Genomic DNA, 26,408 nt, shown 5'->3' with positions numbered 1-26,408 from the left:
GGAAGGGCCGCCCCGCACCGAGGGTGCCGTCCCCCCGCGAAGCGAGAGGGGGAAGCGGCGCAGCTGCTCAGGGGGCTCAGTCGTTGTCTCCGGTCATCTTGCGATACCACCCCCGGTGATGCTGCTTGGCCCAGGCCCGCGTTACCGTGCCGTACAGCATGGCGCGGATGGTGCCCCGGGTCCAGATGGCCGCGTACACGTGCATGATGATCAGGCCGATCATCCACACGCCCGCAATGGCATGCACCACCGAGGCGGCGCGCACCACGTTGACGGGCAGCGTCCACCAGGCGCGCCACATGAGCGCGCCGGTCACGGTGATCGCCAGCATGCCGATGACCAGGCCCCAGAACAGCAGCTTCTGGCCGCCGTTGTACTTGCCCTGCTCGGGCATGTCGTGGTCGTCGCCGTCGATCATCTTGTTGACGTTCTTGAGCCACTCGATGTCGCGAGGCTCGACCACGTTCAGGCGCCAGAAGCGCAGCGCCATGATGATGAAGAACAGCGCCATCACCACCCCGATGTAGGGGTGAAGGATGCGCGTCCACGGCCCGCCGCCGAACAGCTGCGTGAGCGGGAAGAAGGCCGGGTGGAAGAACGCTAGGCCCGAGAGCGCCAGCAGGATGAAGCAGATGCCGACCACCCAGTGGTTGGCACGCTCCGATGCGTTGTAGCGCACCAGGTCACGTGGATTGCGTTTCATCGGCGGGCCTCCTTTTCAGCGGCTTCCTGGTCCTTGCGGTCCATTTCGTCTTCCAGTTCCTTGGACACGTCGTTCGGGCCCTTGGTGATGTAGTGGAACAGGCTGCCGACGGCAGCTGCACCCAGCGCGGCCATGGCCAGCGGCTTGGCAACGCCCTTCCACAGGGACACCATGGGGCTGATCTTCGGGTCGTCGGGCAGGCCCTTGTACAGCGAAGGCTTGTCCGCGTGATGCAGCACGTACATCACATGGGTGCCTCCCACGCCTTGCGGGTCATAGAGGCCCGCCTCGGCATAGCCGCGCCGCTTGAGGTCGCCGATGCGGTGCTCGGCCTGGTCCTTCATCGCCTCCTTGGTGCCAAACATGATGGCGCCCGTGGGGCAGGTCTTGACACAGGCAGGCTCGCGGCCGACGGCCACGCGGTCCGAGCACAGCGTGCACTTGTAGGCCTTGTGGTCCTTCTTGGAGATGCGCGGGATGTTGAACGGGCAGCCCGTGACGCAGTAGCCGCAGCCCACGCACTGGTCCTGCTGGAAGTCCACGATGCCGTTGCTGTACTGCACGATGGCGCCCGGCGAGGGGCAGGCCTTCAGGCAGCCCGGGTCCTCGCAGTGCATGCAGCCGTCCTTGCGGATCAGCCACTCCAGGTTGCCGGTCGCTTCGTTCTCGTACTCGGTAAAGCGCATGACGGTCCACGACTGATCGGTCAGATCGGTCGGGTTGTCATAGACGCCGGCCGCGCAGGTTCCGATTTCGTCGCGCAGGTCGTTCCACTCCATGCAGGCGGTCTGGCAGGCCTTGCACCCGATGCACTTGGAGACATCGATGAGCTTGGCCACCTCGCCGCTGTGCGTTTCGCGCGCACTGGGAGCAGGCGTCGTCGTGGCCGAGCGACGCTTGATATCGAGAGACATGGTTGATGACATCAGCTGCTCCTTAAACCTTTTCCACCTTCACGAGGAAGGTCTTGGATTCCGGGGTAAGGCTGTTGCCATCGCCCACCGATGCCGTCAGGTTGTTGGCCATGTAGCCCTTGCGGCCCGTCGACGAGAAGCCCCAGTGAATGGGCACGCCCACGTGGTGGATGGTCTTGCCATCGATCTTCATGGGCTTGATGCGTTTGGTCACCACGGCTGCGGCCTTGACGAAGCCGCGCTTGGAGCTGACCTTCACATGCTGGCCGGTCTCGATGCCCAGTTCCTTGGCCAGCGCCTCGCCGATTTCCACGAACTGCTCGGGCTGAACGATGTTGTTCAGCTGAACGTGCTTGGTCCAGTAGTGGAAGTGCTCGGTCAGGCGGTACGTCGTGCCCACGTGCGGGAACTCGCTGGGCGAGCCCGCCGAATCCTTGACGGAGTCAAAGATGCGCGTGGCCGGGTTGATGACCGCCAGCTTGTTGTCGGGATACATGGGGTTGTATCCCAGCGGGTTGTCAAAGGCCTCGTAGTGGGTGGGGAACGGTCCCTCGTTCATGCCCTTGCGGGCGAAGAAGCGCGCCACGCCCTCGGGGTTCATGATGAACGGATCGGTGGTCTCCGGCGGCATGGTCGGGCCCATGTCGGGCACGTCGGCACCGCCCCAGGCCTTGCCGTTCCAGCGGATCAGCGTGCGCTTGGGATCGAACGGCTGGCCGTTGCGGTCGCAGGAGGCGCGGTTGTAGAGCACGCGGCGATTGGCCGGCCAGGCCCAGGCCCAGTTCAGCGTGTTGCCTATGCCCGTGGGGTCGCTGTTGTCGCGCCGGGCCATCTGGTTGCCGGACGAGGTCCAGCAGCCTGCCCAGATCCAGCAGCCGCCCATCGTCGTGCCGTCGTCGCGCATCTCGCCGAAGCCGGCCAGCTGCTCGCCGGCCTTGCGGATGAGCTTGGTCGGGTCCTTGGGGTCGAACAGGTCCACCAGCGCGCGGCCGTTGTACTCCTTGGCGATCTCTTCCGAGGTCGGATGATCGGCATGGGCATAGGGCCACCACAGCTTGGTGATCGGCTCGGGGAACTTGCCGCCATCCTTCTCATAGGCCTGCTTCAGGCGCAGGTGCAGGGCCGACATGATGGCGATGTCGGTCTTGGCCTCGCCCGGGGGCTCGGCCGCCTTCCAGTGCCACTGCAGCACGCGCGAGGAGCTGACGACGGCGCCGTCTTCCTCGGCAAAGCAGGTCGTGGGCAGGCGGAACACCTCGGTCTGGATCGATGCCGGATCCACGTCGTTGAACTCGCCGTGGTTCTGCCAGAACTCCGATGTCTCGGTGACCAGCGGGTCCATGATCACCAGGAACTTCAGCTTCTTGAGGCCTTCGCGCACATTGTTGCTGTTCGCAAGTGCCGCCAGCGGGTTGAAGCCCTGGGCGATGTAGCCGTTGATCTTGCCCTGCGCCATCAGGTCGAACACCTGCAGCATGTCGTACTGCCTGTCCAGCTTGGGCAGGTAGTTGAAGGCCCAGTTGTTCTCGGCCGTGGCCGCCGGTCCCCACCAGGCCTTCATCAGGCTCACGTGGAACTTGGGCGTGTTCGACCAGTAGTTCATCTGGCCCGGGCGCATGGCCTTGGGCGTGCGCGCGTCGATGTACTTCTGGTAGTCCTGCTCGCCCTCGTTGGGCAGCGTCAGGTAGCCGGGCAGCGAGGCCGACAGGATGCCCAGGTCCGTCAGGCCCTGGATGTTGGAGTGCCCGCGCAGCGCGTTCATGCCGCCACCGGCCACGCCGATATTGCCCAGCAGCAGCTGGACCATGGCGCCCGTGCGTAGGATCTGCGCGCCCGTGGTGTGCTGTGTCCAGCCCAGTGCGTACAGGATGGTCGCGACGCGGCCCGGCACGGCGGTCGATGCCAGCTTCTCGCACACGTGCAGGAACTTTTCCTTGGGCGTGCCGCAGGCGCTCTCCACCTTCTCGGGCGTGTAGCTGGCGTAGTGGCGCTTGAGCCATTGGTACACGCAGCGCGGATGCTGCAGGCTGGCGTCCACCTTCACGTAGCCGTCGGCGTCGAGCTCATAGTCCCAGCTGGACTTGTCGTATTTGCGTGTCTGCGGGTCGTAGCCCGAGAAGATGCCTTCGTCGAACGCAAACTCCTCCTTCACGATGTACGAGAAGTCGGTGTAGTTCCTCACGTATTCGTGATGGATCTTGTCGTTCGTGAGCAGATAGTTGATCACGCCACCCAGGAACACGATGTCCGAGCCCGACCGGATGGGGGCGTAGAAATCGGCCACGGAGGCGGAGCGGTTGAAGCGCGGATCGACCACCATGAAGTGCGCACCGTTGTGCTCCTTCGCTTCGGTCACCCACTTGAAACCGCAGGGATGTGCTTCAGCGGCATTGCCGCCCATGATCAGGATAACGTCCGCGTTCTTGATGTCGACCCAATGGTTCGTCATCGCTCCACGGCCAAACGTCGGGGCAAGACCTGCCACCGTCGGGCCGTGTCAGACACGTGCTTGGTTATCGAGTGCGAGCAGGCCCCAGGAACGGGCAACCTTGTGTGTGACGTAACCGGCTTCGTTGCTGGAGGCCGAGGCGGCCAGCATGCCGGTGGTCAGCCAGCGGTTCACCGTCTGGCCCTTGTCGTTTTGCTCGACGAAGTTCGCGTCGCGATCGTCCTTGAGCAGCTTGGTGATGCGCGTCAGCGCCTCGTCCCAGGACATGCGCTTCCACTCGTTGGAGCCGGGGGCGCGGTACTCGGGGTACTTCAGGCGGTGCGGGCTGTGGACGAAGTCCAGCAGCGAGGCGCCCTTGGGGCACAGCGTGCCGCGGTTGACGGGGTGGTCCGGATCGCCCTCGACGTGGATCACCGACAGCTTGGCGTTCTTGGCGCCGTCGCTCAGCGAATACATCAGGATGCCGCAGCCTACCGAGCAGTAGGTACAGGTCTGGCGGGTGACCGTGGTGGCGGCCAGCTTGAACTGGCGCACTTCAGCCAGGGCGGCAGTGGGCGAGAAGCCCATCAACGCCAGGCTGGATCCGGCCAGAGTCGAACCAGTCACTTTCATGAACTGGCGTCTGGAGAATTGGACCATGTGGGGTACCTTCTAATAGAAATTGACGCTTGTAAGCAAATTCTACGAGTGCACCCCGGAATCAATCCGGGAAATAACCCTTAATCCTGAGTCGGCCTGTGCGGCATTCGCGCGCAAGCTCCACGCCAGGCCTTGCTGCGCGGTGCTTGCCGGGGCGCCGCCCGGCGGGATCATCAGTTGAAATGATTATCTGGATTCAGGGCTTCGGACATTTTGTTTTATATCAATCCGCCATTCATTGAATGGATGAATGAGGTCGATGAATCCAGGCTATTGCGCGAATGCGATCCATTTGCACCCATTGAATGCCTGAAAATGGATTTCCGGCCCCCGTCCAGAGGGAGGGGCCGGAGCGGGCTCAGCGTGCCGGCGGGCGCGGATCGTGCGGTGCTTGCTTGAGGTCCATATCATCCGATGTCTGATATTCAGCATGCGCCAAACCTGCCTGGGCAAGTTGGCGGCGCTTTTCCTCATCCTGCACTTGCATGCGCGAGAACATGTCCCAGATCGCCATGAACAGGGCCGCGATCACGGGGCCTATCACAAAACCCGTCAGTCCGAAGAGAGCCATGCCGCCCAGCGTCGAGATCAGCACGATGTAGTCGGGCATCTTCGTGTCCTTGCCCACCAGCAAGGGGCGCAGCACGTTGTCCACCAGTCCGATCACCAGCACGCCGTAGGCGATCAGGATCAGGCCCTTGCCCATGGCACCGGTGGCCAGGAAGTAGATGGCCACCGGTGCCCAGATCAGGCCGGCGCCCACGGCGGGCAGCAGCGACAGGAAGGCCATCACCACGCCCCACAGCACGGGCCCCTGGATGCCCAGGATCCAGAAGATCAGCCCGCCCAGCGCGCCCTGGGCGGCCGCCACGGCCAGGTTCCCCTTGACGGTGGCGCGGATCACGGTGGTGAACTTGCTCGACAGTTCGGCCTTGTGGTCGGACTGCAGCGGAATGGCCATGCGGATGCGCTGTGTCAGGTCACGGCCGTCGCGCAGCAGGAAAAACAGCAGGTACAGCATCACGCAAAAGCCCACCAGAAACCCGAAGGTGTTCTGGCCTATGCCCAGCGCCTTGGTGGCCGCCAGCTTGGAGGCCTGCATGGCGATGCTGGACAGCTTGTCCTGCAGCTCGGCCAGCGAGCCCAGGTGCAACCTCTCCAGCCAGGGTGTGACCCAGGAGGGCAGGGCGTCCATGATCTGTTGCACATAGGTGCCCGCGTCCAGGTTGCCGCTGTTGACGCGCTCATAGATCAACGAGGCCTCGCGCACCAGGGAGGCGCCGATCAGCGCCAGCGGCAGGATGGCCACGACCAGGCACAGCAGCAGGGTGGACAGGGCGGCGAGATTGGTGCGCCGGGGCATGCGCGCCAGCAGGCGCCGGTGCAGCGGCGAGAACAGGATGGCCAGGGCGACGCCCCAGAAGATGGCCCCCATGAATTCCCAGAGCACGGCACCGAAGCCTATGGTCGCCGCGATCAGCAGCAGCATGAAAGTGCGTTTGTGTAAGGGCAGCAGGTTCATCTGTCGGTCCGTTCGGAAGATGCGCCAATGTACGCGACTGCGGGAACTCCCGGAGGGTCCAGGTAATCGCTTGGTAACTGCCCTGCTGCGATGTTTGAACGGTGGCACAATGGCGGTCGCAACCAGGCCCTTCCCCAGCCACAGTCGCATCCGCCAATCGGTACAGCCGTGTCGCGGAAGGTTCCACAAACCAGCTAATGCCTCCTTCAGGGAGGCTGAGGTCAGCGCAATATGAGCGATCAGACGTCGGTCTACCAAGCCTACCAAGGCAATACCTACCTCTTCGGCGGCAATGCCCCCTACGTCGAAGAAATGTACGAGAACTACTTGGCCAACCCCGGTAGCGTGCCGGATTCCTGGCGCGAGTACTTTGATGCACTGCAACATGTGCCCGCAGTCGACGGCACGGACTCCAAGGACGTCCCGCACCAGCCCGTCATCAACGCTTTTGCCGAGCGCGCCAAGCAAGGCGGCACCAAGGTGGTCGTGGCCTCCGGCGCCGACTCCGAGCTGGGCCGCAAGCGCACCGCCGTCCAGCAGCTGATCGCCGCCTACCGCAATGTCGGCGCACGCTGGGCCGATCTCGATCCCCTCAAGCGCACCGAGCGCCCCGAAATTCCCGAGCTGGAGCCGTCGTTCTACGGCTTCACCGATGCCGACCAGGAAACGGTGTTCAACACGAGCAACACCTTCTTCGGCAAGGAGAGCATGTCGCTGCGCGAGCTGATGAACGCGCTGCGCGAGACCTACTGCGGCACCCTGGGCACCGAGTACATGTATGCCACCGACCAGACGCAAAAGCGCTGGTGGCAGCAAAAGCTGGAAACCAGCCGTACCAAGCCCAGCTTTGACGCCAACCAGAAAAAGCGCATCCTCGACCGCCTGACGGCTGCCGAAGGCCTGGAACGCTACCTGCACACCAAGTACGTCGGCCAAAAGCGCTTCTCGCTGGAAGGTGGCGAAAGCTTCATCGTCGCCATGGACGAGCTGATCAACGCTGCCGGCCAGAAGGGCGTGCAGGAAGTCGTGATCGGCATGGCCCACCGCGGCCGCCTGAACGTGCTGGTCAACACCCTGGGCAAGATGCCCAAGGACCTGTTCGCCGAGTTCGATCACACCGCTCCCGAAGATCTGCCCTCGGGCGACGTGAAGTACCACCAGGGCTTCAGCTCCGATGTGTCCACCGCTGGCGGCCCTGTCCACCTGTCGCTGGCCTTCAATCCCTCGCATCTGGAAATCGTCAACCCCGTGGTCGAAGGCTCTGTGCGCTCGCGCATGGACCGCCGCGACGACCCGCACGGCAAGCAAGTGCTGCCCGTGCTGGTGCACGGCGATGCCGCCTTTGCCGGCCAGGGCGTGAACCAGGAAACCCTGGCGCTGGCCCAGACCCGTGGCTACACCACGGGCGGCACGGTGCACATCATCATCAACAACCAGATCGGCTTCACCACGTCCGATCCGCGCGATACCCGCTCCACGCTGTACTGCACCGACATCGTCAAGATGATCGAGTCGCCCGTGCTGCACGTGAACGGCGATGATCCGGAAGCCGTGGCACTGGCCGTGCAGCTGGCGCTGGAATTCCGCATGGAATTCTCCAAGGACGTGGTCGTGGACATCGTGTGCTTCCGCAAGCTGGGCCACAACGAGCAGGACACGCCTGCCCTGACCCAGCCGCTGATGTACAAGAAGATCGGCGCCCACCCCGGCACCCGCAAGCTGTACGCCGACAAGCTGGCCACGCAAGGCCTGGGCGAATCGCTGGGCGACGACATGGCCAAGGCCTACCGTGCCGCCATGGACGAAGGCCGCCACACCGTGGACCCGGTGCTGACGAACTTCAAGAGCAAGTACGCCGTGGACTGGAGCCCGTTCCTGGGCAAGACCTGGACCGACGCTGGCGACACCGCCATCCCGCTGACCGAATGGAAGCGCCTGGCCGAACGCATCACCACCATCCCCGAGACCGTGACCCCGCACGCGCTGGTCAAGAAGGTCTATGACGACCGCGCAGCCATGGGCCGCGGCGATGTCAACGTGGACTGGGGCATGGGCGAGCACATGGCCTTCGCATCGCTGGTCGCATCGGGCTACCCCGTGCGCCTGTCGGGCGAGGACTGCGGCCGCGGCACCTTCACCCACCGCCACTCGGTCATCCATGACCAAAAGCGTGAAAAGTGGAGCGAAGGCACCTACATCCCGCTGCAGAACGTGGCCGACAGCCAGGCTCCGTTCACCGTCATAGACTCCATCCTGTCCGAAGAGGCCGTGCTGGGCTTCGAGTACGGCTACGCGTCGAACGATCCCAACACCCTGGTGATCTGGGAAGCCCAGTTCGGCGACTTCGCCAACGGCGCCCAGGTGGTGATCGACCAGTTCATCGCCTCCGGTGAAGTCAAGTGGGGCCGCATCAACGGCCTGACGCTGATGCTGCCGCACGGCTATGAAGGCCAGGGCCCCGAGCACAGCTCGGCACGCCTGGAGCGCTTCATGCAGCTGGCCGCCGACGCCAACATGCAGATCGTGCAGCCCACCACGGCCAGCCAGATCTTCCACGTGCTGCGTCGCCAGATGGTGCGCCCGCTGCGCAAGCCGCTGGTCATCATGACGCCCAAGTCGCTGCTGCGTAACAAGGATGCGACCTCGCCGCTGTCCGAGTTCACCAGCGGTGGTTTCCAGACCGTGATCCCCGAGCAGGACGAAGCCGTCGTGAAGAACGCGGCCAAGGTCAAGCGCGTGATCGCATGCTCGGGCAAGGTCTACTACGACCTGGTCAAGAAGCGCGCCGAGAAGGAAAGCAAGGACGTCGCCATCATCCGCGTCGAACAGCTGTACCCCTTCCCGCACAAGGCCTTCGCCGCTGAACTCAAGAAGTTCGGCAACGCCACCGAGATCGTCTGGTGCCAGGACGAGCCGCAGAACCAGGGCGCCTGGTTCTTCGTGCAGCACTACATCCACGAGAACATGCTCGATGGCCAGAAGCTGGGCTACTCCGGCCGCGCTGCCTCGGCATCGCCCGCCGTGGGTTACGCACACCTGCACCAGGAGCAGCAAAAGGCCCTGGTGGAAGGCGCGTTCTCCAAGCTCAAGGGTTTTGTCCTGAACAAGTAAGGCAGCCCCCACCCGCTACGTATCAGTACAGAACACTTTTGGAAAGAATCACAAATGGCTATCGTTGAAGTCAAAGTTCCCCAGCTGTCCGAGTCCATCGCTGAGGCCACCATGCTGACCTGGAAGAAGAAGGCCGGCGAAGCGGTTGCAATCGATGAGATCCTCATCGAAATCGAAACCGACAAGGTCGTGCTCGAAGTGCCCGCACCTGCCGCTGGCGTGCTGGCCGAGATCGTGCAAGGTGACGGCGCCACCGTGGTGGCCGAGCAGCTGATCGCCAAGATCGACACCGAAGGCGTGGCCGGCGTGGCCGCTGCCGCTCCTGCCGCAGCCGCCGCTCCCGCTGCCGCCGCTCCCGCCGCCGCTCCCGCTGCCGCCGCTCCCGCTGCCGCTCCCGCCGCTGCTGCTGCCACTGGCGGCAGCAAGGGCGATGTCGCCATGCCCGCTGCTGCCAAGCTGCTGGCCGAGAACAACCTGTCGGCCGCCAACGTGGCTGGCTCCGGCAAGGATGGCCGGGTGACCAAGGGCGACGCCCTGGCCGCCGTCAAGGGCGGCGTGCAGTCCACGGCTGCCGTCATCCCCACCGGCGTGCCCACCAAGGCGCTGCCCCAGGTGTCGGCTCCCGCTGCCAAGGAAGACCTCAGCGGCCGTCCCGAGCAGCGCGTGCCCATGAGCCGCCTGCGCGCCCGCGTGGCCGAGCGCCTGCTGCAGTCGCAGTCCACCAACGCCATCTTGACCACGTTCAACGAAGTCAACATGGCCCCGGTGATGGATCTGCGCAAGAAGTTCCAGGACGCCTTCACCAAGGAACACGGCACCAAGCTGGGCTTCATGTCCTTCTTCGTCAAGGCGGCAGTGCACGCCCTGAAGAAGTACCCCGTGCTCAATGCTTCCGTGGACGGCAACGACATCGTCTACCACGGCTACTTCGACATCGGTATCGCCGTGGGTTCGCCCCGTGGCCTGGTGGTGCCCATCCTGCGCAATGCAGACCAGATGAGCTTCGCCGACATCGAAAAGAAGATTGCCGAATTCGGCAAGAAGGCGGCGGACGGCAAGCTGGGCATTGAAGACATGACCGGCGGCACCTTCTCCATCTCCAACGGTGGCACCTTCGGCTCGATGATGTCCACCCCCATCATCAACCCGCCCCAGTCGGCCATCCTGGGCGTGCACGCCACCAAGGACCGCGCCATGGTCGAGAACGGCCAGGTCGTGGTGCGCCCGATGAACTATCTGGCCATGTCCTATGACCACCGCATCATCGACGGCCGCGAAGCCGTGCTGGGCCTGGTGGCCATGAAGGACGCGCTGGAAGATCCTTCGCGCCTGCTGTTCGACCTGTAATTCCACAGGGTTCGACACGACGAAAACCCACCCTTGGCCGCGTGCCCTGCGGTGGGTTTTTTCATGCATCACAGACAAGAGATTCCTGAAATGAGCAAGCAATTCGACGTCATCGTCATCGGCGCGGGCCCTGGCGGCTACATCGCCGCCATCCGTGCCGCACAACTGGGCTTCAACGTGGCCTGTATCGACGAGTGGAAGAACGCCGCGGGCGGCGCCGCTCCGGGCGGCACCTGCACCAACGTGGGCTGCATTCCCTCCAAGGCCCTGCTGCAGTCGTCCGAGCACTTCGAGCACGCCAATCTGCACTTTGCCGACCATGGCATCTCCACCGGCAAGGTCGAGATGGACGTGGCCAAGATGATCGCCCGCAAGGATGCGGTCGTGAAGCAGAACAACGACGGCATCCTGTACCTGTTCAAGAAGAACAAGGTCACCTTCTTCCACGGCCGTGGCTCGTTCGTCAAGGCGGTCGAGGGCGGCTACGAGATCAAGGTTGCCGGCAAGGAAGAGGAAGTGCTGACGGGCAAGCAGATCGTGGTCGCCACGGGCTCCAGCGCCCGCGCGCTGCCCGGCGTGCCTTTCGATGAAGAGAACATCCTGTCCAACGACGGCGCCCTGCGCCTGGGCAAGGCCCCGAAGAAGCTGGCCCTGATCGGCGCTGGCGTGATCGGCCTGGAAATGGGCTCGGTCTGGCGCCGCCTGGGCACGGAAGTGGTCGTGCTCGAAGGCATGGACAAGTTCCTGTCCGCCGTGGACGAGCAGATCGCCAAGGAAGCCAAGAAGGCGTTCGACAAGCAGGGCCTGAAGATCGAGCTGGGCGTGAAGATCGGCGAAATCAAGAACGGCAAGAAGGGCGTGTCCATCGCCTACACCAACGCCAAGGGCGAAGCCCAGGCGCTGGAGGCCGACAAGCTGATCATCTCCATCGGCCGCACCGCCAACACGGCCGGCCTCAATGCCGAGGCCGTGGGCCTGGCACTGGACGAGCGCGGCTGCGTCGTGGTCGATGACGACTGCAAGACCAGCCTGCCCGGCGTCTGGGCCGTGGGCGACGTGGTGCGCGGCCCGATGCTGGCGCACAAGGCCGAGGAAGAGGCCGTGGCAGTGGCCGAGCGCATTGCCGGCCAGCATGGCCATGTGAACTTCGGCACCATTCCCTGGGTGATCTACACCAGCCCCGAAATCGCATGGGTGGGCCGCACCGAGCAGCAACTGAAGGAGCAGGGCGTCAAGTACAAGGCTGGCACCTTCCCCTTCCTGGCCAACGGCCGCGCGCGCGCTCTGGGCGACACCACGGGCATGGTCAAGTTCCTGGCCGATGCCGAGACCGATGAAATCCTGGGCGTGCACATGGTCGGCCCCATGGTCTCGGAGCTGATCTCCGAAGCCGTGGTCGCCATGGAGTTCAAGGCATCGAGCGAAGACATCGCCCGCATCTGCCACGCCCACCCCTCGCTGTCCGAGGCCACCAAGGAAGCGGCACTGGCCGTCGACAAGCGCACTCTGAATTTCTGAGTGCCAGGCTAGCCATCTAGCCCAAGCCAAAGACCTGAAAGCGCTTGCCTTGCAAGCGTTTTCAGCTTCTGAATACATAGCGAATGGTTGATGCTGCATGAGCGTTTCAGTGCGAGAGGCCTACGAGGCCGAACTGGTAGCCAAGGGCTTTCACAGTGATCCTGCGCAGTTGCGCGCCGTCGAGGCGCTGCAGCGCTGTGCCGACGACTGGGCGGTCTACCGCCAGCGCCGCTCCAACGCCTTCAAGAAGCTCATCAACCATCCCGAGATTCCCCGCGGCGTCTACATGTACGGCGGGGTGGGGCGCGGCAAGAGCTTTCTCATGGACTGCTTCTTCAACGCCGTGCCGCTCAGGCGCAAGGTGCGCCTGCATTTCCACGAATTCATGCGCGAGGTCCACCGCGAGCTCGCCGTGCTGCAGGGCACGCAGAACCCGCTGGACGTGCTGGGTGCCCGCATCTCCAAGAAGTACAAGCTGATCTGCTTCGACGAATTCCACGTGGCCGACATCACGGACGCGATGATCCTGCACCGGCTGCTGGTCTCGCTGTTCGCCAACGGCGTGGGCTTTGTCACCACCTCCAACTTCAAGCCCGACGAGCTGTATCCGGGCGGCCTGCACCGCGACCGCATCCTGCCGGCCATCGACCTGCTCAACGAGCGCATGGAAGTCGTCAACGTTGACAACGGCACGGACTACCGCCGCCGCACGCTGGAAAACGCCCGGCTCTATCACACGCCCCTGGGTGCAGAGGCCGATGCGGCCATGACCGAAACCTTCGACAAGCTGGCCGAAGTCAAGGACGAAGACCCTGTGCTGCACATCGAGGCGCGCGAGATCCGTGCGCGCCGCCGCGCCGGTGGCGTGGTCTGGTTCGACTTCCGCGAGCTGTGCGGCGGCCCGCGCTCGCAGAACGACTACCTGGAGATCGCAAGCCAGTTCCACACCGTGCTGCTGTCCGACGTGCCCTATATGCCGGTCAACATGGCATCGCCCGCGCGGCGCTTCACCTGGCTGGTGGACGTGTTGTACGACCGCAGGGTCAAGCTGGTCATCTCGGCCGCCGTGCCGCCCGAGCAGCTTTACACTGAGGGCCCGCTGGCCCATGAGTTCCCCCGTACCGTATCGCGCCTGAACGAGATGCAGTCCAAGGAATTCCTGGCGCTGGAGCGCCGTGTGGTGGACACCAGCCTGACCTGAGGCCGGTCCCGGCCGCTGGCGTCGTTTGCCGGACCTGTACATGCTGAAACTGCCTACCTCTGCTTTCGCCCTTGTGAAGAAACTGCCCGTTCCCCTGGGAGCTGCGCTGGCCTGCCTTGTGCTGGCCGGCCCGGCCATGGCTGCGGATGCTGGCGCCGATGCCGATGCGCGGCAGGAACGCGCCCAGGCTGCAAAGCAGGTCCAGGCCGAGCGCAAGGCCGCACGCGCCGAGATCGCGGCCCAGCGTGCCGTCATCGACAGGCGGCGCACGGCCCTGGAGTCCGAGTGCTACCAGCGCTTTGCCGTGGAAGACTGCCTCAGGCAGGCGCGCGAGGAGGCCCGCGAGCAGGACAAGCCACTGCGCGAACGCGAGCTGCAGATCAACGACGAGGAGCGCAAGGAGCGCGCCGCCCAGCGCCTTGAGGATATCGAGGCCAAGAAGGCCCAGAAGGCCGCCTCGTCCATGCAAGCCAAGGAGCGGCCACCGGCCGCCCAGCGCGACACCCAGGCCCTCAGGGCCCAGCGTGCCCAGGACGCACAGCAGCGCGCAGCCCAGCAGGCCAGCCACCAGCGTGATCGCCAGGCGCAGATCGAGCAGCGCCAGTCTGCGCAGGAGCAGGAGCGGCGAGCTGCCGCCCGCGCCCAGTTCGAGGCCAAGCAAAAAGAGGCTGCCGAGCGCAAGGCCCGCGCCGCCGATGCCGCCCGTGATCGCGGCCCGCAGGCAGCGCCACTGCCCGCGCCTGCGGCGCCCTGAGTCCGGTGGTCAGGCCGTCACCGGCTCCAGTGCCTCGAGCTTGAGCACCACCAGCGACAGGTTGTCACCACCGCCCTGGGCGCGCACGCGTGCCTTGTCGATCAGGAATTCCGTGGCCTCGCGCGGCGTGAGCGCGTTGAGCACGGTGCCCAGTTCCTCCGCCGTGTAGTAGTGCCAGACGCCGTCGCTGCAGGCCATGAGCGTGGTGCCCGGGTGCACGTGCTCGATCACGTGGTGGCTCATGGGCGGCTCGGCCTCGGTGCCCAGGCAGCCCAGCAGGATGTTGGACTTGGGGTGCACATGGGCCTCGAATTCAGTGAGTTCTCCCCTGTCCACCAGGGACTGGACGTAGGAGTGGTCCTTGGTGCGGTGGACCATGGTCGCGCCCTGGTAGTGGTAGATGCGCGAATCGCCCGAATGCACCCAGTGGCAGCGGCCCTGGGGCAGCAGCACGAAGGCGGCAATGGTGCTGTGCGGCTCCTGCTCGGCCGAGATGGCCGTCAGCCGGATCACCATGTGCGACTCGTGGACGATGCTCTCCAGCAGCGCCGTGCAGTCCTCCTTGCCCGGCTCGAAGCGCTCGAACAGCTGGCGCGCCGTGAGCATGACCTGGTCGGAGGCCTTGCGCCCGCCACTGCGCCCGCCCATGCCGTCGGCCAGCACGCCCAGCAGGCAGCCGTGTACATAGGGGTGGGCCATGAGCATCACCTGGTCTTGCTGGTATTGCCTGTCACCGCGATGGATGCCTGTGGCGGCTTGGAGTCGGTACGCTGGCTGCATGGTCTCTGGTTTGGTGGGCTCTTGGGGCGGTGGATGGGCACACCAATGTCATGGCGCATATTATCGGAGCACCGTCCCCGGCGCTGGCCCGCCGCACCCCGGCGGCGCTCTCTTTTTCAACAAACGGACCCGCCCTTTGCATTCCCTGACCGCCGCCGTGCAGGCGGCCTTCGCGCCGCAAGGCCTGCTGTCGCGCGCCGAGGCGCTGTTCCTGCCGCGTGAGGGGCAGACCCGCATGGCCCTGGCCGTGGCCCAGGCCATCGAGCAGCGCCAGACCCTGGTGGTCGAGGCCGGCACGGGCGTGGGCAAGACCTATGCCTACCTGGTGCCGGCCCTGCTCAGCGGCCAGCGCGTGCTGGTGTCCACGGCCACGCGCGCGCTGCAGGATCAGCTGTATGCCCGCGATCTGCCGCGCCTCGTTGCCGCATTGGGCATGCCGCTGCGCATGGCGCGCCTCAAGGGCCGCAGCGCCTACCTGTGCATGGAGCGGCTGGAGCGTGTGCGCCAGGGCCGCACGGCTCCGCAGGACCCGCAGGTGCTGCGCAGCGTGGCCCTGGTCGAGCGATGGGCACGCACCACGCGCACGGGCGACCTGGGCGAGTTGCCCGCGCTGGACGAGCGCTCGCCCGCGCTGCCCCTGGTCACTTCCACACGCGACAACTGCCTGGGTTCCGACTGCCCGCATTGGCAGGACTGCCATGTCAACGTGGCCCGCCGCGCTGCGCTGGAGGCCGACGTGGTGGTCATCAACCACCACCTGATGTTTGCCGACCTGGATGTGCGCGAGTCGGGCGTGGCCCAGTTGCTGCCCAGCGTGGGCGTGGTCGTGGTGGACGAGGCCCATCAGCTCAACGACACCGGTGTGCAGTTCGCGGGCCAGAGCCTGTCGGGCCAGCAACTGACGGGCTATGCCCGCGATGTGCTGCGCGCCGGCCAGGAACTGGCGCGCGGCATGGCCGACTGGATGCAGCTTTCGGCACGTGTGGAGCAGGCCTTGCGCGAGCTGCGACTGGCGGCAGGCAAGCCCCCGGTGGGCGGGCGCCTGCCCTGGCAGGGTGTGACGCCGCAGGGGCTGGACGCGCTGCGCTGGCGCACCGCCCTGGTGACGCTGGGGCGCAGCCTGCGGGCACTGCTGGAGCCGCTGGTGCAACTGCAGGTCAGCGACCCCGAACTGCGCAGGCTGTTCGAGCGCGGCAACGAGCTGCTGCGGCGCCTGGCCACCTTTGCCGCCGCCGCCGTGCAGGACACGGTGCGCTGGCTGGAGCTGGGCAGCCAGCAGATGCGCATGCTGGAGTCTCCGCTGACCATTGCGCACATCATGCGCACGCGGCTGCTGGGGTTGACGCAGGTGCAGGAGGGATCGGAAGAGCAGGAGCGAGAGGATGCACAGCCCGAGCCCGAGCCACAAGAACAGGAAGAAGGCGCGCCCGCGCCCGTTCCCGAAGCTGCAGGCCTGCCCCGGCAGACATCGGGCACCGCGTGGATCTTCACCTCGGCCACGCTGGGTGACGACGAGCGCCTGAGCTGGTTCACCGAGCCCTGCGGCTTGCGCGAGGCCCAGGTGCTGCGCGTGGACAGTCCCTTTGACTATGCGCGGCAGGCAGCGCTTTACGTGCCCCGGCCCTTTGCCCAGGCCGGAAGTGCCACGCACAGCACCGAGGTGGCGCGCCTGGCGCTGGATGCCGCCCAGCGCCTGGGCGGGCGCACGCTGGTGCTGACGACCACGCTGCGGGCGTTGCACGCCATAGGCGATGCGCTGCAGCAGTCGCTGGGGCTGTTTGGTGAACTTGATGTGCTGGTCCAGGGGCAGGCGCCCAAGCTGGCCTTGATTGAGCGCTTTATTGCGGCCGGAGAAGGCAGGGAAGGCACGCAAGGCGGGGAAGGCACGGGGGCGAGCCCGGGGCGGGGCTGCATTCTCGTGGCCTCGGCCACTTTCTGGGAGGGGGTGGACCTGCCGGGCGATGCGCTGCAACTGGTGGTCATCGACAAGCTGCCGTTTCCGCCGCCCGACGATCCGCTGGTCGAGGCGCGTTCGCGCAGCCTGGAATCCGTGGGGCGTCAGGCCTTTGCCGACTACATGCTGCCCGAGGCCGCCATGGCGCTCAAGCAGGGCGCTGGCCGCCTGATCCGGCGCGAGACGGATCGCGGCGTGCTCGTGGTCTGTGATTCCCGGTTGGCCACCATGGGTTACGGGCGGCGGCTGCGTGCTGCGCTGCCGCCCATGCGGACCCTGGTGGACGAGGCGGCCTTTGTTCAGGCCCTGCAGGCGCTGGCGCAGCCTGCGCCGCAGATCACCACAGCTTCCACCACGACTTCTGCTTTGCCGTGAGCTCCTGGTCGGACTCCTGGCCGTAGGAGGCGGTCAGCACGCGTTGCGCGTCGTCGCGCAACTGCGTCATGCCCAGGGCGTCGTATGAATTCACCAGGATCTGCATGGCCTCGCGCACGGCGGGCACGCCCTGGTAGTCCTTGACGGCCGTCTGCGCGCGCGCGATGGCGGCCACGTAGGCGCCGCGTCCGTAGTAGTAGCGGGCCACATGCACTTCGTACTGCGCCAGCGAGTTGACGATGTACTGCATGCGCAGCCGCGAATCCTCGGCGTAGCGCGACTCGGGAAAGCGCGTCACCAGCTCGCGGAAGGACTCGAACGAGTCCTTGGCGGCCTTCTGGTCACGCTCGGACAGATCCTGGCGCGACAGCCAGGAGAACATGCCCAGGTTGTCATTGAAGTTGACCAGGCCCTTCAGGTAGAGGGCGTAGTCGGTGGCGGGGCTGGCCGGATGCAGCTTCAGGAAGCGGTCCAGCGTGGCGGTGGCCTGGATCTTGTCGCCGCTCTTGTACTGGGCATAGGCCTTGTCGAGCTGGGCCTGCTGGGCCAGGGGCGTGCCGGCGGCACGGCCTTCGAGCTTCTCGAACAGCGGAACGGCCTTGTCGAACGCGCCGGAGGCGGCTTCGTCGCGGGCCTCGGTATAGATGCGGTCCGGGGTCCACTTGGCAGTAGGGTCTTGCTGCGTACTGGAGCAGGCTGTCAGAACGCCTGCGACCAGCATGGCGGGAACGATGGACAGGGGAATACGCTGCATGGTGGACGTTTCTCGGGCAATCGAAGGGCGGTGAGAGGGTTGGCGGGCAGGGACGCGGGCCGCGCTGAGGGGCCGCACAAAGCCTGATTTTCCCGCAACCGGGCCGAAGCATTGTAACGGCCTGCGATGACCGCCCCGCAGGCGGGGGCGGCGGCAAAGGCATGGCCGTGAACGGGTCCCGGCCTTGCGGAGCTTTCTACAATGGCGCCCATATGTTTGTCCATTTGCGCCTGCACACCGAATTCTCCGTCGTGGACGGAACCAACCGCATCAATGCCATCGTCAAGGCCGCCGCCGAGGATGGGCAGGTCGCACTGGCCGTCACAGACTTCAACAACCTGTTTGGCGGCGTCAAGTTCTACCGCGAAGGGCGGGCCAAGGGCGTCAAGCCCGTGCTGGGCGCGGAAATCCAGATCGAAGGCGAGAACGGCGCGGCCGTCTCGCGCATCATCGTGCTGGTGCAAAGCCCGCTGGGCTACCACAACCTGTCCGAGCTGCTGGCCCGTGGCTGGACCCGCAACGTGGTCAAGGGCCAGGCCGTGCACACCTGGGCCTGGCTGCAGGAGCTGGGCGAGGGGCTGATCGTGCTGGCCGGTGCCCAGGCCGGCCCCGTGGGCCAGGCGCTGATGCGCGGCGACGAGGCAGGCGCAGCCGCCGTGGCCCAGCGGCTGGCAGGCATGTTCCCGCACCGTTTCTTCATCGAACTGCAGCGCGCCGGCCGCCAGGACGATGAGGCCCATGTGCTGGCCGCCGTGCAACTGGCCGAGCGGCTGAACCTGCCCGTGGTGGCCACGCACCCCATCCAGTTCTTCGGTCCCGACGACTACGAAGCGCACGAGGCGCGCGTGTGCATCGCCGAGGGTGAGATCCTGGCCAACCCGAAGCGCGTGCGCCGCTTCACGCGCGACCAGCATTTCAAGACCGCCGCGCAGATGCAGGCGCTGTTTGCCGACATTCCCAGCGCCATTGCCAACACCGTGGAAATCGCGCGCCGCTGCAGCCTGACCCTGGTGCTGGGCAAGCCGCAGCTGCCCAACTTCCCCGTGCCTGACGGCATGACCATGGACGAGTTCTTCCGCAGCGAATCCTTCAACGGCCTGGAAGACCGCCTGACCCACCTGTATCCCGATCCCGCCAAGCGCGAGGCGCAGCGCCCGCGCTACGTGGAACGGCTGGAGTTCGAGATCGGCACCATCCTCAAGATGGGCTTTCCGGGCTACTTCCTCATCGTGGGCGACTTCATCAAGTGGGCCAAGCTCAACGGCTGCCCCGTGGGCCCGGGCCGCGGATCGGGCGCGGGCTCGCTGGTGGCCTACGTGCTCAAGATCACGGACCTGGACCCGCTGGAATACAACCTGCTGTTCGAGCGCTTCCTGAACCCCGAGCGCGTGTCCATGCCCGACTTCGACGTGGACTTCTGCCAGGCCAACCGCGACCGCGTCATCGACTATGTGAAGCAGCTCTACGGCCGCGACGCCGTCAGCCAGATCGCCACCTTCGGCACCATGGCCGCGCGCGCGGCCATCCGCGACGTGGGCCGCGTGCTGGACATGAGCTACACCTTCTGCGACGGCATCTCCAAGCTCATTCCCAACAAGCCGGGCCTGCACGTCACGCTCAAATACCCGCCCAATCCGAAGAAGGAGGGCGACAAGTACACCTATGCCATCGAGGCCGAGCCCATGCTGGCCGAGCGCATCGAAAAAGAAGAAGACGTCAAGACCCTGATCGAAATGGCCCAGAAGCTCGAAGGCATGACTCGCAACATCGGCATGCACGCGGGCGGCGTGGTGATCGCTCCGGGCAAGCTGGCCGACTTCTGCCCGCTGTACCAGCAGCCGGGCAGCGACTCGGCTGTGGCCATGTACGACAAGGACGATGTGGAGGCCGTGGGCCTGGTGAAGTTCGACTTTCTGGGCCTGGCCACGCTGACCATCCTGGAGATCGCGCGCGAGTTCATCATCAAGCGCCACAAGGGCCAGGAGAACTTTGCGTTCGAGAACATCCCGCTGGACGATGCGCGGACCTACCAGCTGTTTTCCGAGGGCAAGACCGAAGCCGTGTTCCAGTTTGAATCGCGCGGCATGCAGGGCATGCTGCGCGACGCCAAGCCCAGCCGCCTGGAAGACCTGATCGCACTGAACGCGCTGTACCGTCCGGGCCCCATGGACCTGATCCCCAGCTTCGTTGCGCGCAAGCACGGCAAGGAAGTGGTGGAGTACCCGCACCCGCTGGTCGAGCAGGTGCTGGCCGAGACCTACGGCATCATGGTCTACCAGGAGCAGGTGATGCAGACCGCCCAGGTACTGGGCGGCTACTCGCTGGGCGGCGCCGACCTCTTGCGCCGAGCCATGGGCAAGAAGAAGGTCGAGGAAATGGTCATGCACCGCGGGATCTTCCGCGAGGGCGCGGCCAAGCAGGGCATCAGCGAGGACAAGGCTGACGAGGTCTTCGACCTGATGGAGAAGTTCGCGGGCTACGGCTTCAACAAGTCGCACGCCGCCGCCTACTCGCTGCTGGCCTACCACACGGCCTGGCTCAAGGTGCACTACACGGCCGAGTTCTACTGCGGGAACATGACCGTGGAAATGGACAACACCGACAAGCTCAAGGTGCTGTACGAAGACGCGCTCAAGATGGGCATCAGTTTCGAGCCGCCGGACGTCAACCGTGGCATGTACCGTTTCGAGCCCGTCACCGACAAGGTCATCCGCTACGGCCTGGGCGCCATCAAGGGCACGGGCCAGCAGGCCATCGAGGCCATCGTTGCGGCGCGCGAAGGCCGCGGCGTGGGGCCGCGCGGCGCCGACAAGGGTCCTTTCAAGAGCCTGGCCGACTTCTGCGTGCGCGTGGACCGCACGCGCCTGAACAAGCGCACGCTGGAAGCCCTGATCAAGGGCGGCGCCTTCGACGCCATCGAGCTCAACCGGGCGTCGCTGGTGGCCTCCATCGACCATGCCTTCGAGTTCGGCAACAAGACGCTGGCCAATGCCAATCAGGGCGGCCTGTTCGACATGATGGGCGATGACGCTGTGGGCTCCAGCACCCAGGAGCCGCCGCTGGTCGAGGCACTGCCCTGGGGCGTGAAGGAGCGGCTGACCCAGGAAAAGACGGCGGTGGGCTTCTACCTCTCGGGCCACCTGTTCGACGAGGTCGAGAAAGAGGTGCGCCGCTTCGTGCGCACGCCCCTGGCCGAGCTGCGCGACAGCCGCGAGCCCCAGACGCTGGCCGGCATCATCAGCGACTTCCGCGCCATCAACGGCCAGCGCGGGCGGCTGGGCCTGTTCAAGATCGACGATGGCTCGGGCGTGATCGAGGCCTCGGTGGACGAGAACACGCTCAACACCTACCGCGAACTGCTCAAGGACGATGAATTCGTCGTCATTACCGGGCGCCTGCAGCTCGACCATTTCAGCGGCGGCCTGCGCATGAAGGCCCAGCAGCTGTGGAATCTGGCAGACGCGCGCTGCCGCTTTGCGCGCTACCTGCAGGTCAGCGTGGGCGAGAAGATGCCTGACGTGCTTGGCCTGCTGCGCCAGTTCCCCGCCGTGGTGGAGCAGGGCGAGCACGGCGAGCTGCAGCGCGGCATGAAAGTGCGCCTGGGGCTGGTCTGCGAGGACGAGCGCGGCTCGGCCAGCTGCGAGCTGGCGCTGGGCGATGCCAGCCGCTTCTATCCCAGCGATGCGGCCCTGGCGGCCTGGTACGCCCAGGCCGGCAGTGCCCAGGTCAAGGTGGTCTACGAATAACCCGCAAGGTGGCGCCGCGCCCGATGGCGGCGAGCAGGCACTGCTTTGGTGCGTGCTTGCCGGCCCGGGCGGGCGCCGCGCTTGAATTCTTCAGGCATGCCTCGCATATCCCTTCCGGAAAACAGTGGCTCCGATGGCTAGAATGATTTTCATGGCAACCCAACCCCCTTCGATCCCTCCTGCCATCCCTACAGTGCGGCCCGTGTCCGACGATGACGGCGCCGTGGTGCTGGAGCGGCGACGCCAGCGCGTCCAGCCGCCGCAGATGTACCAGGTCGTGATGCTCAACGATGACTTCACGCCCATGGAATTCGTCATCATCGTCCTGCAGGAACTCTTCGGTAAGGACCGCGAAACGGCCACCCAGATCATGCTCAAGATCCATTTGGATGGCCGCGGCGTCTGCGGCGTGTACTCGCGCGACGTGGCGGCCACCAAGGTCGAGCAGGTGCTGCAGGCGGCCCAGAAGGCAGGCCATCCGTTGCAGGCGATGTTCGAGCCTGTTGAATAAACCCGGGCCGCCCTGATTTATGGTTGCAGTCAATAATCCCCAGCAAGCGAAAAGGAGTCATCAATGATCGCCCAGGAACTGGAAGTCAGCTTGCACATGGCCTTTGTCGAAGCGCGCCAGCAGCGCCACGAGTTCATCACCGTGGAACACCTGCTGCTGGCCCTGCTGGACAACCCCAGTGCAGCGGAAGTGCTGCGCGCCTGCTCAGCCAACATCGATGACCTGCGCTCGGCCCTGTCCAACTTCATCAAGGACAACACGCCCCAGGTGGCGGGCTCCGATGAGGTGGACACACAGCCCACGCTGGGTTTCCAGCGTGTGATTCAGCGAGCCATCATGCATGTGCAATCCACCGGCAACGGCAAGAAGGAAGTCACGGGCGCCAACGTGCTCGTGGCCATCTTCGGTGAGAAGGATTCGCACGCCGTCTACTACCTGCACCAGCAGGGCGTGACGCGCCTGGACGTGGTCAATTTCATTGCCCACGGCATCAAGAAGGGCGAACCGCCCGAGCCCGCCAAGGCCGAAAACCCTGCGGAGTCCGAAGAGGGCGCCGGCGGCGAGCGCAACGAAAAGGCTTCGCCCCTGGAGCAGTTCACGCTGAACCTCAACCAGGCGGCCAAGGACGGCAAGATCGATCCGCTGATCGGGCGCGACTACGAGGTCGAGCGCACCATCCAGATCCTGTGCCGCCGCCGCAAGAACAACCCGCTGCTGGTCGGCGAGGCTGGCGTGGGCAAGACGGCGATCGCCGAAGGCCTGGCCTGGCGCATCACCGAGGGCAAGGTGCCCGAGGTGCTGACCGAAGCCGTGGTCTATTCGCTGGACATGGGCGCGCTGCTGGCGGGCACCAAGTACCGTGGTGATTTCGAGCAGCGCCTCAAGGGCGTGCTCAAGTCGCTCAAGGACCGGCCCAACGCCATCCTGTTCATCGACGAAATCCACACGCTGATCGGCGCGGGCGCCGCTTCGGGCGGCACGCTGGACGCGTCCAATCTGCTCAAGCCGGCGCTGTCCAGCGGCCAGCTCAAGTGCATCGGCGCGACCACCTTCACCGAGTACCGCGGCATCTTCGAAAAGGATGCGGCGCTGTCGCGGCGTTTCCAGAAGGTCGACGTGGTCGAGCCCACCGTGGCCGAGACCGTGGACATCCTCAAGGGCCTGAAGTCGCGTTTCGAGGAGCACCACAGCGTGCAGTACGCCGCTGCCGCCCTGCAGGCTGCGGCCGAGCTGTCGGCCAAGTACATCAATGACCGCCACCTGCCCGACAAGGCCATCGACGTGATCGATGAGGCCGGTGCCGCGCAGCGCATCATTCCGGTGGAGCAGCGTAAGCAGACCATCGACAAGGCCGAGATCGAGGCCATCGTGGCCAAGATCGCGCGCATTCCGCCCGCCAACGTGTCCAACGACGACCGCAGCAAGCTGCAGACGCTGGAGCGCGACCTCAAGAGCGTGGTCTTCGGCCAGGACAAGGCGCTGGAAGCGCTGGCCTCCTCGGTCAAGATGGCGCGCTCGGGCCTGGGCAAGCCGGACAAGCCGATTGGCTCCTTCCTGTTCTCGGGCCCCACGGGCGTGGGCAAGACGGAAGCGGCCAAGCAGCTGGCCTACATCCTGGGCGTGGACCTGATCCGCTTCGACATGTCGGAGTACATGGAGCGCCACGCCGTCAGCCGCCTGATCGGCGCGCCTCCGGGCTATGTGGGCTTTGACCAGGGCGGTCTGCTGACCGAGGCCGTGACCAAGAAGCCGCATTCGGTGCTGCTGCTCGACGAAATCGAGAAGGCGCATCCGGACATCTTCAACGTGCTGCTGCAGGTCATGGACCACGGCACGCTGACGGACAACAACGGGCGCAAGGCCGACTTCCGCAACGTGATCCTCATCATGACCACGAACGCGGGCGCCGAGACCATCAACAAGGCCTCGATCGGCTTCACCAACCCGCGCCAGGCCGGCGACGAAATGGGCGACATCAAGCGCCTGTTCACGCCGGAGTTCCGCAACCGTCTGGACGCCATCGTCAGCTTCAAGCCGCTGGACGAGCAGGTCATCCTGCGCGTGGTCGACAAGTTCCTGCTGCAACTGGAGCAGCAACTGGCCGAAAAGCGCGTGGAGGTCACCTTCACCGATGCGCTGCGCAAGCACCTGGCCAAGAAGGGCTTCGATCCGCTCATGGGCGCTCGCCCCATGCAGCGCCTGATCCAGGACACCATCCGGCGTTCGCTGGCCGACGAGCTGCTGTTCGGGCAGCTGGTCGACGGTGGCCGCCTGGAAGTGGACTGGGTGGCCGACGCCGACGATGCCGACAAGGGCGAAGTCAAGCTCGACATCACGCCCCAGCCCAAGCAGGACCCGGCTTCCGAGCCGGCCGAGCCCAAAGAGGCCACTGCCGATTGAGATGAAACACCCCCTGAGGCGCTGCGCGCCTTCCCCCTCTCTACCCGCTGCGCGGGGGAGGGGGACAACACCCTCGCCGCGGGGCGGCGCGGCCGGCGTAGGCCCTTGCTCGGTGTCTATGACCTTGGGGCGCGGCGGTTTCATTGCGTCCGGGTGGCGCTTAGCGCTGCGGGTGCCTGATATGCGTATCGTCTGATACCCACCGCACAAGCCGACAGTCCCACGGGCTGCCGGCTTTTTCTTTGATCGCCTTTCGGGAGAGCTTGTGTGCAGTGGATTCATCAGCACCTGACCCAGGACAATGCGACGTGGCTGTTGTCCATCACCTGGTCAGTCTATGTGGTGATCGTCGCGGTGTGGATCCTTCTGCAGCGCAGCGCGCCCGTGGCCACACTGAGCTGGCTTCTGTCCATGGCGGCGATTCCCGTGGGCGGGCTGGCCATTTACTACTTCTTCGGCCCGCAGCGGCTCAAGCGCCAGCGCATCAAGCGGCTGCGTGCGCGCAAGACATCGCGTGTGCGAACAGGCGTGCAGCGCCTGCGCGAGCGCATGCCGGGCAGCTCGGAGCGACTGCACCAGGTCGCGCGGCTGGTGGCGGCCACCAGCGACTTCCCCGTGAGCACGGCCGCCGACCTGCGGCTGCTGGTGGGCGGCGCTGCCACCTTCGACGCCATCATCGAGGCGGTGAATGCGGCGCGCCACCACATCCACCTGGAGTACTACATCTTCGAGCCCGACCAGACCGGCACGGCCCTGCGCGACCTGCTGATACAGCGGGCCCGCGCAGGCATACAGGTGCGCCTGCTGGTGGATGCCCTGGGTTCCAAGAAGCTGGGACGGCGCTTTCTGCAGCCGCTGGAGGATGCGGGCGCCGAGGTCGCGCTGTTCCATGGCACCAAGATTGGCCGGCGGCTGCGCCCGGTCATCAACTTCCGTACCCACCGCAAGATCCTGGTGTGCGACGGCAAGGTGGGCTTCACGGGCGGCGTCAACGTGACCGACGAAGAGAACGCGCGTGTCATGCCCGATGCCTACCACGACGTGCACCTGCGGCTGGAGGGCGCCATCGTCAACTGGCTGCAGACCGTGTTCCTAGAAGACTGGGCCTATGCCCTCGAAAAGGACCCCAAGAACGAGCCCGCCGACATCGACCTGCTGCTGCCGGATGCGCCCGAGGGCCCGCTGCCCGTGCAGATCATCACCTCGGGCCCCGACAACGGCCTGCAGGCCATCTACCGCGCCCATCTTGCGGCCATCAACGCGGCCGAGGAACGTGTCTGGCTGACCACGCCGTATTTCGTGCCGACGGAGGCCGCGCTGGCAGCGCTCACCAATGCCTCGCTGCGTGGTGTCGATGTGCAGCTGCTGGTGCCACGCCGTTCGGACTCGGCCCTGGTCACGGCGGCTGCGCGCTCCTACTACGACGAGCTGATCCGCTGCGGCGTGCGCGTCTACGAGTACAAGGCACGCATGCTGCACTCCAAGACCCTGGTGGTGGACGACAACATCGCCATCATCGGCACGGCCAACTTCGACTACCGCAGCTTCTTCCTGAACTACGAGGTCTGCGCCATCGCCTACGGGCCTGCGCTCAACGGCGATCTGGCCAAGCAGTTCGAGGCCGATCTGGAGCAGGCCCAGCGCGTGCACTTCAAGCGCGACCTGGGCTTTGCGCTGCGCCTGTTCGACTCGGGCGCGCGGCTGTGTTCGCCCCTGCTGTGAGGGCCGGT

At 65.5% G+C, this 26,408-nt stretch carries 16 protein-coding genes; 10 read left to right on the top strand and 6 right to left on the bottom strand.

Annotation, left to right across the window (positions count from 1 at the left end):
* Positions 1-76 precede the first annotated feature (76 nt).
* The 4 genes from KDK82_RS11320 to KDK82_RS11300 all read right to left on the bottom strand — a co-directional run bounded on the left by KDK82_RS11320 (position 77) and on the right by KDK82_RS11300 (position 6,227).
* Entirely contained in the window at positions 77-703 is a 627-nt protein-coding gene (locus KDK82_RS11320) for a formate dehydrogenase subunit gamma (protein ID WP_012205324.1), read from the bottom strand.
* The gene (gene fdxH / locus KDK82_RS11315; protein ID WP_012205325.1) at positions 700-1,629 is read right to left on the bottom strand and encodes a formate dehydrogenase subunit beta; all 930 of its coding nucleotides are present in this window, start codon (positions 1,627-1,629) and stop codon (positions 700-702) included. The genes KDK82_RS11320 and fdxH overlap by 4 nt, the downstream gene beginning before the upstream one ends.
* A gap of 10 nt (positions 1,630-1,639) precedes the next feature.
* The gene (fdnG, locus tag KDK82_RS11310) at positions 1,640-4,705 is read right to left on the bottom strand and encodes a formate dehydrogenase-N subunit alpha (RefSeq protein ID WP_080518199.1); all 3,066 of its coding nucleotides are present in this window, start codon (positions 4,703-4,705) and stop codon (positions 1,640-1,642) included.
* A gap of 358 nt (positions 4,706-5,063) precedes the next feature.
* On the bottom strand, positions 5,064-6,227 hold the full coding sequence (locus KDK82_RS11300; RefSeq protein WP_088164917.1) for an AI-2E family transporter: 1,164 nt from the start codon (positions 6,225-6,227) through the stop codon (positions 5,064-5,066).
* Positions 6,228-6,458: 231 nt separating this feature from the next.
* Here KDK82_RS11300 and KDK82_RS11295 point away from each other — a divergent pair, with 231 nt between their 5' ends.
* From KDK82_RS11295 to KDK82_RS11275, 5 genes are all read left to right on the top strand, one after another.
* Positions 6,459-9,338 (top strand): 2-oxoglutarate dehydrogenase E1 component, encoded by a 2,880-nt coding sequence (locus KDK82_RS11295; RefSeq protein WP_034393004.1) that lies wholly within the window; start codon positions 6,459-6,461, stop codon positions 9,336-9,338.
* Between the two features lie 54 nt (positions 9,339-9,392).
* Positions 9,393-10,685 carry a 2-oxoglutarate dehydrogenase complex dihydrolipoyllysine-residue succinyltransferase gene (odhB, locus tag KDK82_RS11290; protein ID WP_088164916.1) on the top strand — a complete coding sequence of 431 codons (1,293 nt, stop codon included), beginning with the start codon at positions 9,393-9,395 and terminating at the stop codon, positions 10,683-10,685.
* 90 nt (positions 10,686-10,775) lie between these two features.
* Positions 10,776-12,203 carry a dihydrolipoyl dehydrogenase gene (lpdA, locus tag KDK82_RS11285; RefSeq protein ID WP_088164915.1) on the top strand — a complete coding sequence of 476 codons (1,428 nt, stop codon included), beginning with the start codon at positions 10,776-10,778 and terminating at the stop codon, positions 12,201-12,203.
* A gap of 97 nt (positions 12,204-12,300) precedes the next feature.
* Complete coding sequence (gene zapE, locus KDK82_RS11280) at positions 12,301-13,404, top strand: cell division protein ZapE (RefSeq protein ID WP_012205332.1); 1,104 nt, start codon at positions 12,301-12,303, stop codon at positions 13,402-13,404.
* 40 nt (positions 13,405-13,444) lie between these two features.
* Positions 13,445-14,158 (top strand): hypothetical protein, encoded by a 714-nt coding sequence (locus KDK82_RS11275; protein ID WP_088164914.1) that lies wholly within the window; start codon positions 13,445-13,447, stop codon positions 14,156-14,158.
* Between the two features lie 9 nt (positions 14,159-14,167).
* Here KDK82_RS11275 and KDK82_RS11270 read toward each other — a convergent pair whose 3' ends face one another.
* Positions 14,168-14,938 (bottom strand): PP2C family serine/threonine-protein phosphatase, encoded by a 771-nt coding sequence (locus tag KDK82_RS11270; RefSeq protein WP_012205334.1) that lies wholly within the window; start codon positions 14,936-14,938, stop codon positions 14,168-14,170.
* Positions 14,939-15,074: 136 nt separating this feature from the next.
* Between KDK82_RS11270 and KDK82_RS11265 the strand changes: the two genes are divergently transcribed.
* Complete coding sequence (locus KDK82_RS11265) at positions 15,075-17,267, top strand: ATP-dependent DNA helicase (RefSeq protein ID WP_088164913.1); 2,193 nt, start codon at positions 15,075-15,077, stop codon at positions 17,265-17,267.
* Here KDK82_RS11265 and KDK82_RS11260 read toward each other — a convergent pair.
* Positions 17,230-18,021 carry an outer membrane protein assembly factor BamD gene (locus KDK82_RS11260; protein ID WP_088164912.1) on the bottom strand — a complete coding sequence of 264 codons (792 nt, stop codon included), beginning with the start codon at positions 18,019-18,021 and terminating at the stop codon, positions 17,230-17,232. The genes KDK82_RS11265 and KDK82_RS11260 overlap by 38 nt on opposite strands.
* Before the next feature lie 212 nt (positions 18,022-18,233).
* Here KDK82_RS11260 and dnaE point away from each other — a divergent pair, with 212 nt between their 5' ends.
* The 4 genes from dnaE to cls all read left to right on the top strand — a co-directional run bounded on the left by dnaE (position 18,234) and on the right by cls (position 26,400).
* Positions 18,234-21,767, top strand: a complete 3,534-nt coding sequence (gene dnaE / locus KDK82_RS11255; RefSeq protein WP_088164911.1) for a DNA polymerase III subunit alpha — start codon at positions 18,234-18,236, stop codon at positions 21,765-21,767.
* A gap of 133 nt (positions 21,768-21,900) precedes the next feature.
* On the top strand, positions 21,901-22,278 hold the full coding sequence (clpS, locus tag KDK82_RS11250) for an ATP-dependent Clp protease adapter ClpS (RefSeq protein ID WP_012205338.1): 378 nt from the start codon (positions 21,901-21,903) through the stop codon (positions 22,276-22,278).
* A gap of 63 nt (positions 22,279-22,341) precedes the next feature.
* Complete coding sequence (gene clpA, locus KDK82_RS11245) at positions 22,342-24,678, top strand: ATP-dependent Clp protease ATP-binding subunit ClpA (RefSeq protein WP_012205339.1); 2,337 nt, start codon at positions 22,342-22,344, stop codon at positions 24,676-24,678.
* A 267-nt stretch (positions 24,679-24,945) separates the two neighbouring features.
* Positions 24,946-26,400: a cardiolipin synthase gene (cls, locus tag KDK82_RS11240; protein ID WP_088164910.1), complete on the top strand. Its 1,455-nt coding sequence runs from the start codon at positions 24,946-24,948 to the stop codon at positions 26,398-26,400.
* Positions 26,401-26,408: the final 8 nt, after the last annotated feature.

The sequence above is a fragment of the Delftia sp. K82 genome (assembly GCF_002193035.1).
GTDB lineage: Bacteria > Pseudomonadota > Gammaproteobacteria > Burkholderiales > Burkholderiaceae_C > Comamonas > Comamonas acidovorans.
Note: the sequence above shows the minus strand (reverse complement) of the source record. Positions and strands in the feature narration are given on the sequence as shown.

Bases quoted from the DNA above. Each gene is read 5' to 3' on its own strand.
- KDK82_RS11320 (WP_012205324.1), bottom strand. From the start codon at position 703: ATGAAACGCAATCCACGTGACCTGGTGCGCTACAACGCATCGGAGCGT.
- fdxH (WP_012205325.1), bottom strand. From the start codon at position 1,629: ATGTCATCAACCATGTCTCTCGATATCAAGCGTCGCTCGGCCACGACG.
- KDK82_RS11300 (WP_088164917.1), bottom strand. From the start codon at position 6,227: ATGAACCTGCTGCCCTTACACAAACGCACTTTCATGCTGCTGCTGATC.
- KDK82_RS11295 (WP_034393004.1), top strand. From the start codon at position 6,459: ATGAGCGATCAGACGTCGGTCTACCAAGCCTACCAAGGCAATACCTAC.
- odhB (WP_088164916.1), top strand. From the start codon at position 9,393: ATGGCTATCGTTGAAGTCAAAGTTCCCCAGCTGTCCGAGTCCATCGCT.
- lpdA (WP_088164915.1), top strand. From the start codon at position 10,776: ATGAGCAAGCAATTCGACGTCATCGTCATCGGCGCGGGCCCTGGCGGC.
- zapE (WP_012205332.1), top strand. From the start codon at position 12,301: ATGAGCGTTTCAGTGCGAGAGGCCTACGAGGCCGAACTGGTAGCCAAG.
- KDK82_RS11275 (WP_088164914.1), top strand. From the start codon at position 13,445: ATGCTGAAACTGCCTACCTCTGCTTTCGCCCTTGTGAAGAAACTGCCC.
- KDK82_RS11270 (WP_012205334.1), bottom strand. From the start codon at position 14,938: ATGCAGCCAGCGTACCGACTCCAAGCCGCCACAGGCATCCATCGCGGT.
- KDK82_RS11260 (WP_088164912.1), bottom strand. From the start codon at position 18,021: ATGCAGCGTATTCCCCTGTCCATCGTTCCCGCCATGCTGGTCGCAGGC.
- dnaE (WP_088164911.1), top strand. From the start codon at position 18,234: ATGTTTGTCCATTTGCGCCTGCACACCGAATTCTCCGTCGTGGACGGA.
- clpS (WP_012205338.1), top strand. From the start codon at position 21,901: ATGGCTAGAATGATTTTCATGGCAACCCAACCCCCTTCGATCCCTCCT.
- clpA (WP_012205339.1), top strand. From the start codon at position 22,342: ATGATCGCCCAGGAACTGGAAGTCAGCTTGCACATGGCCTTTGTCGAA.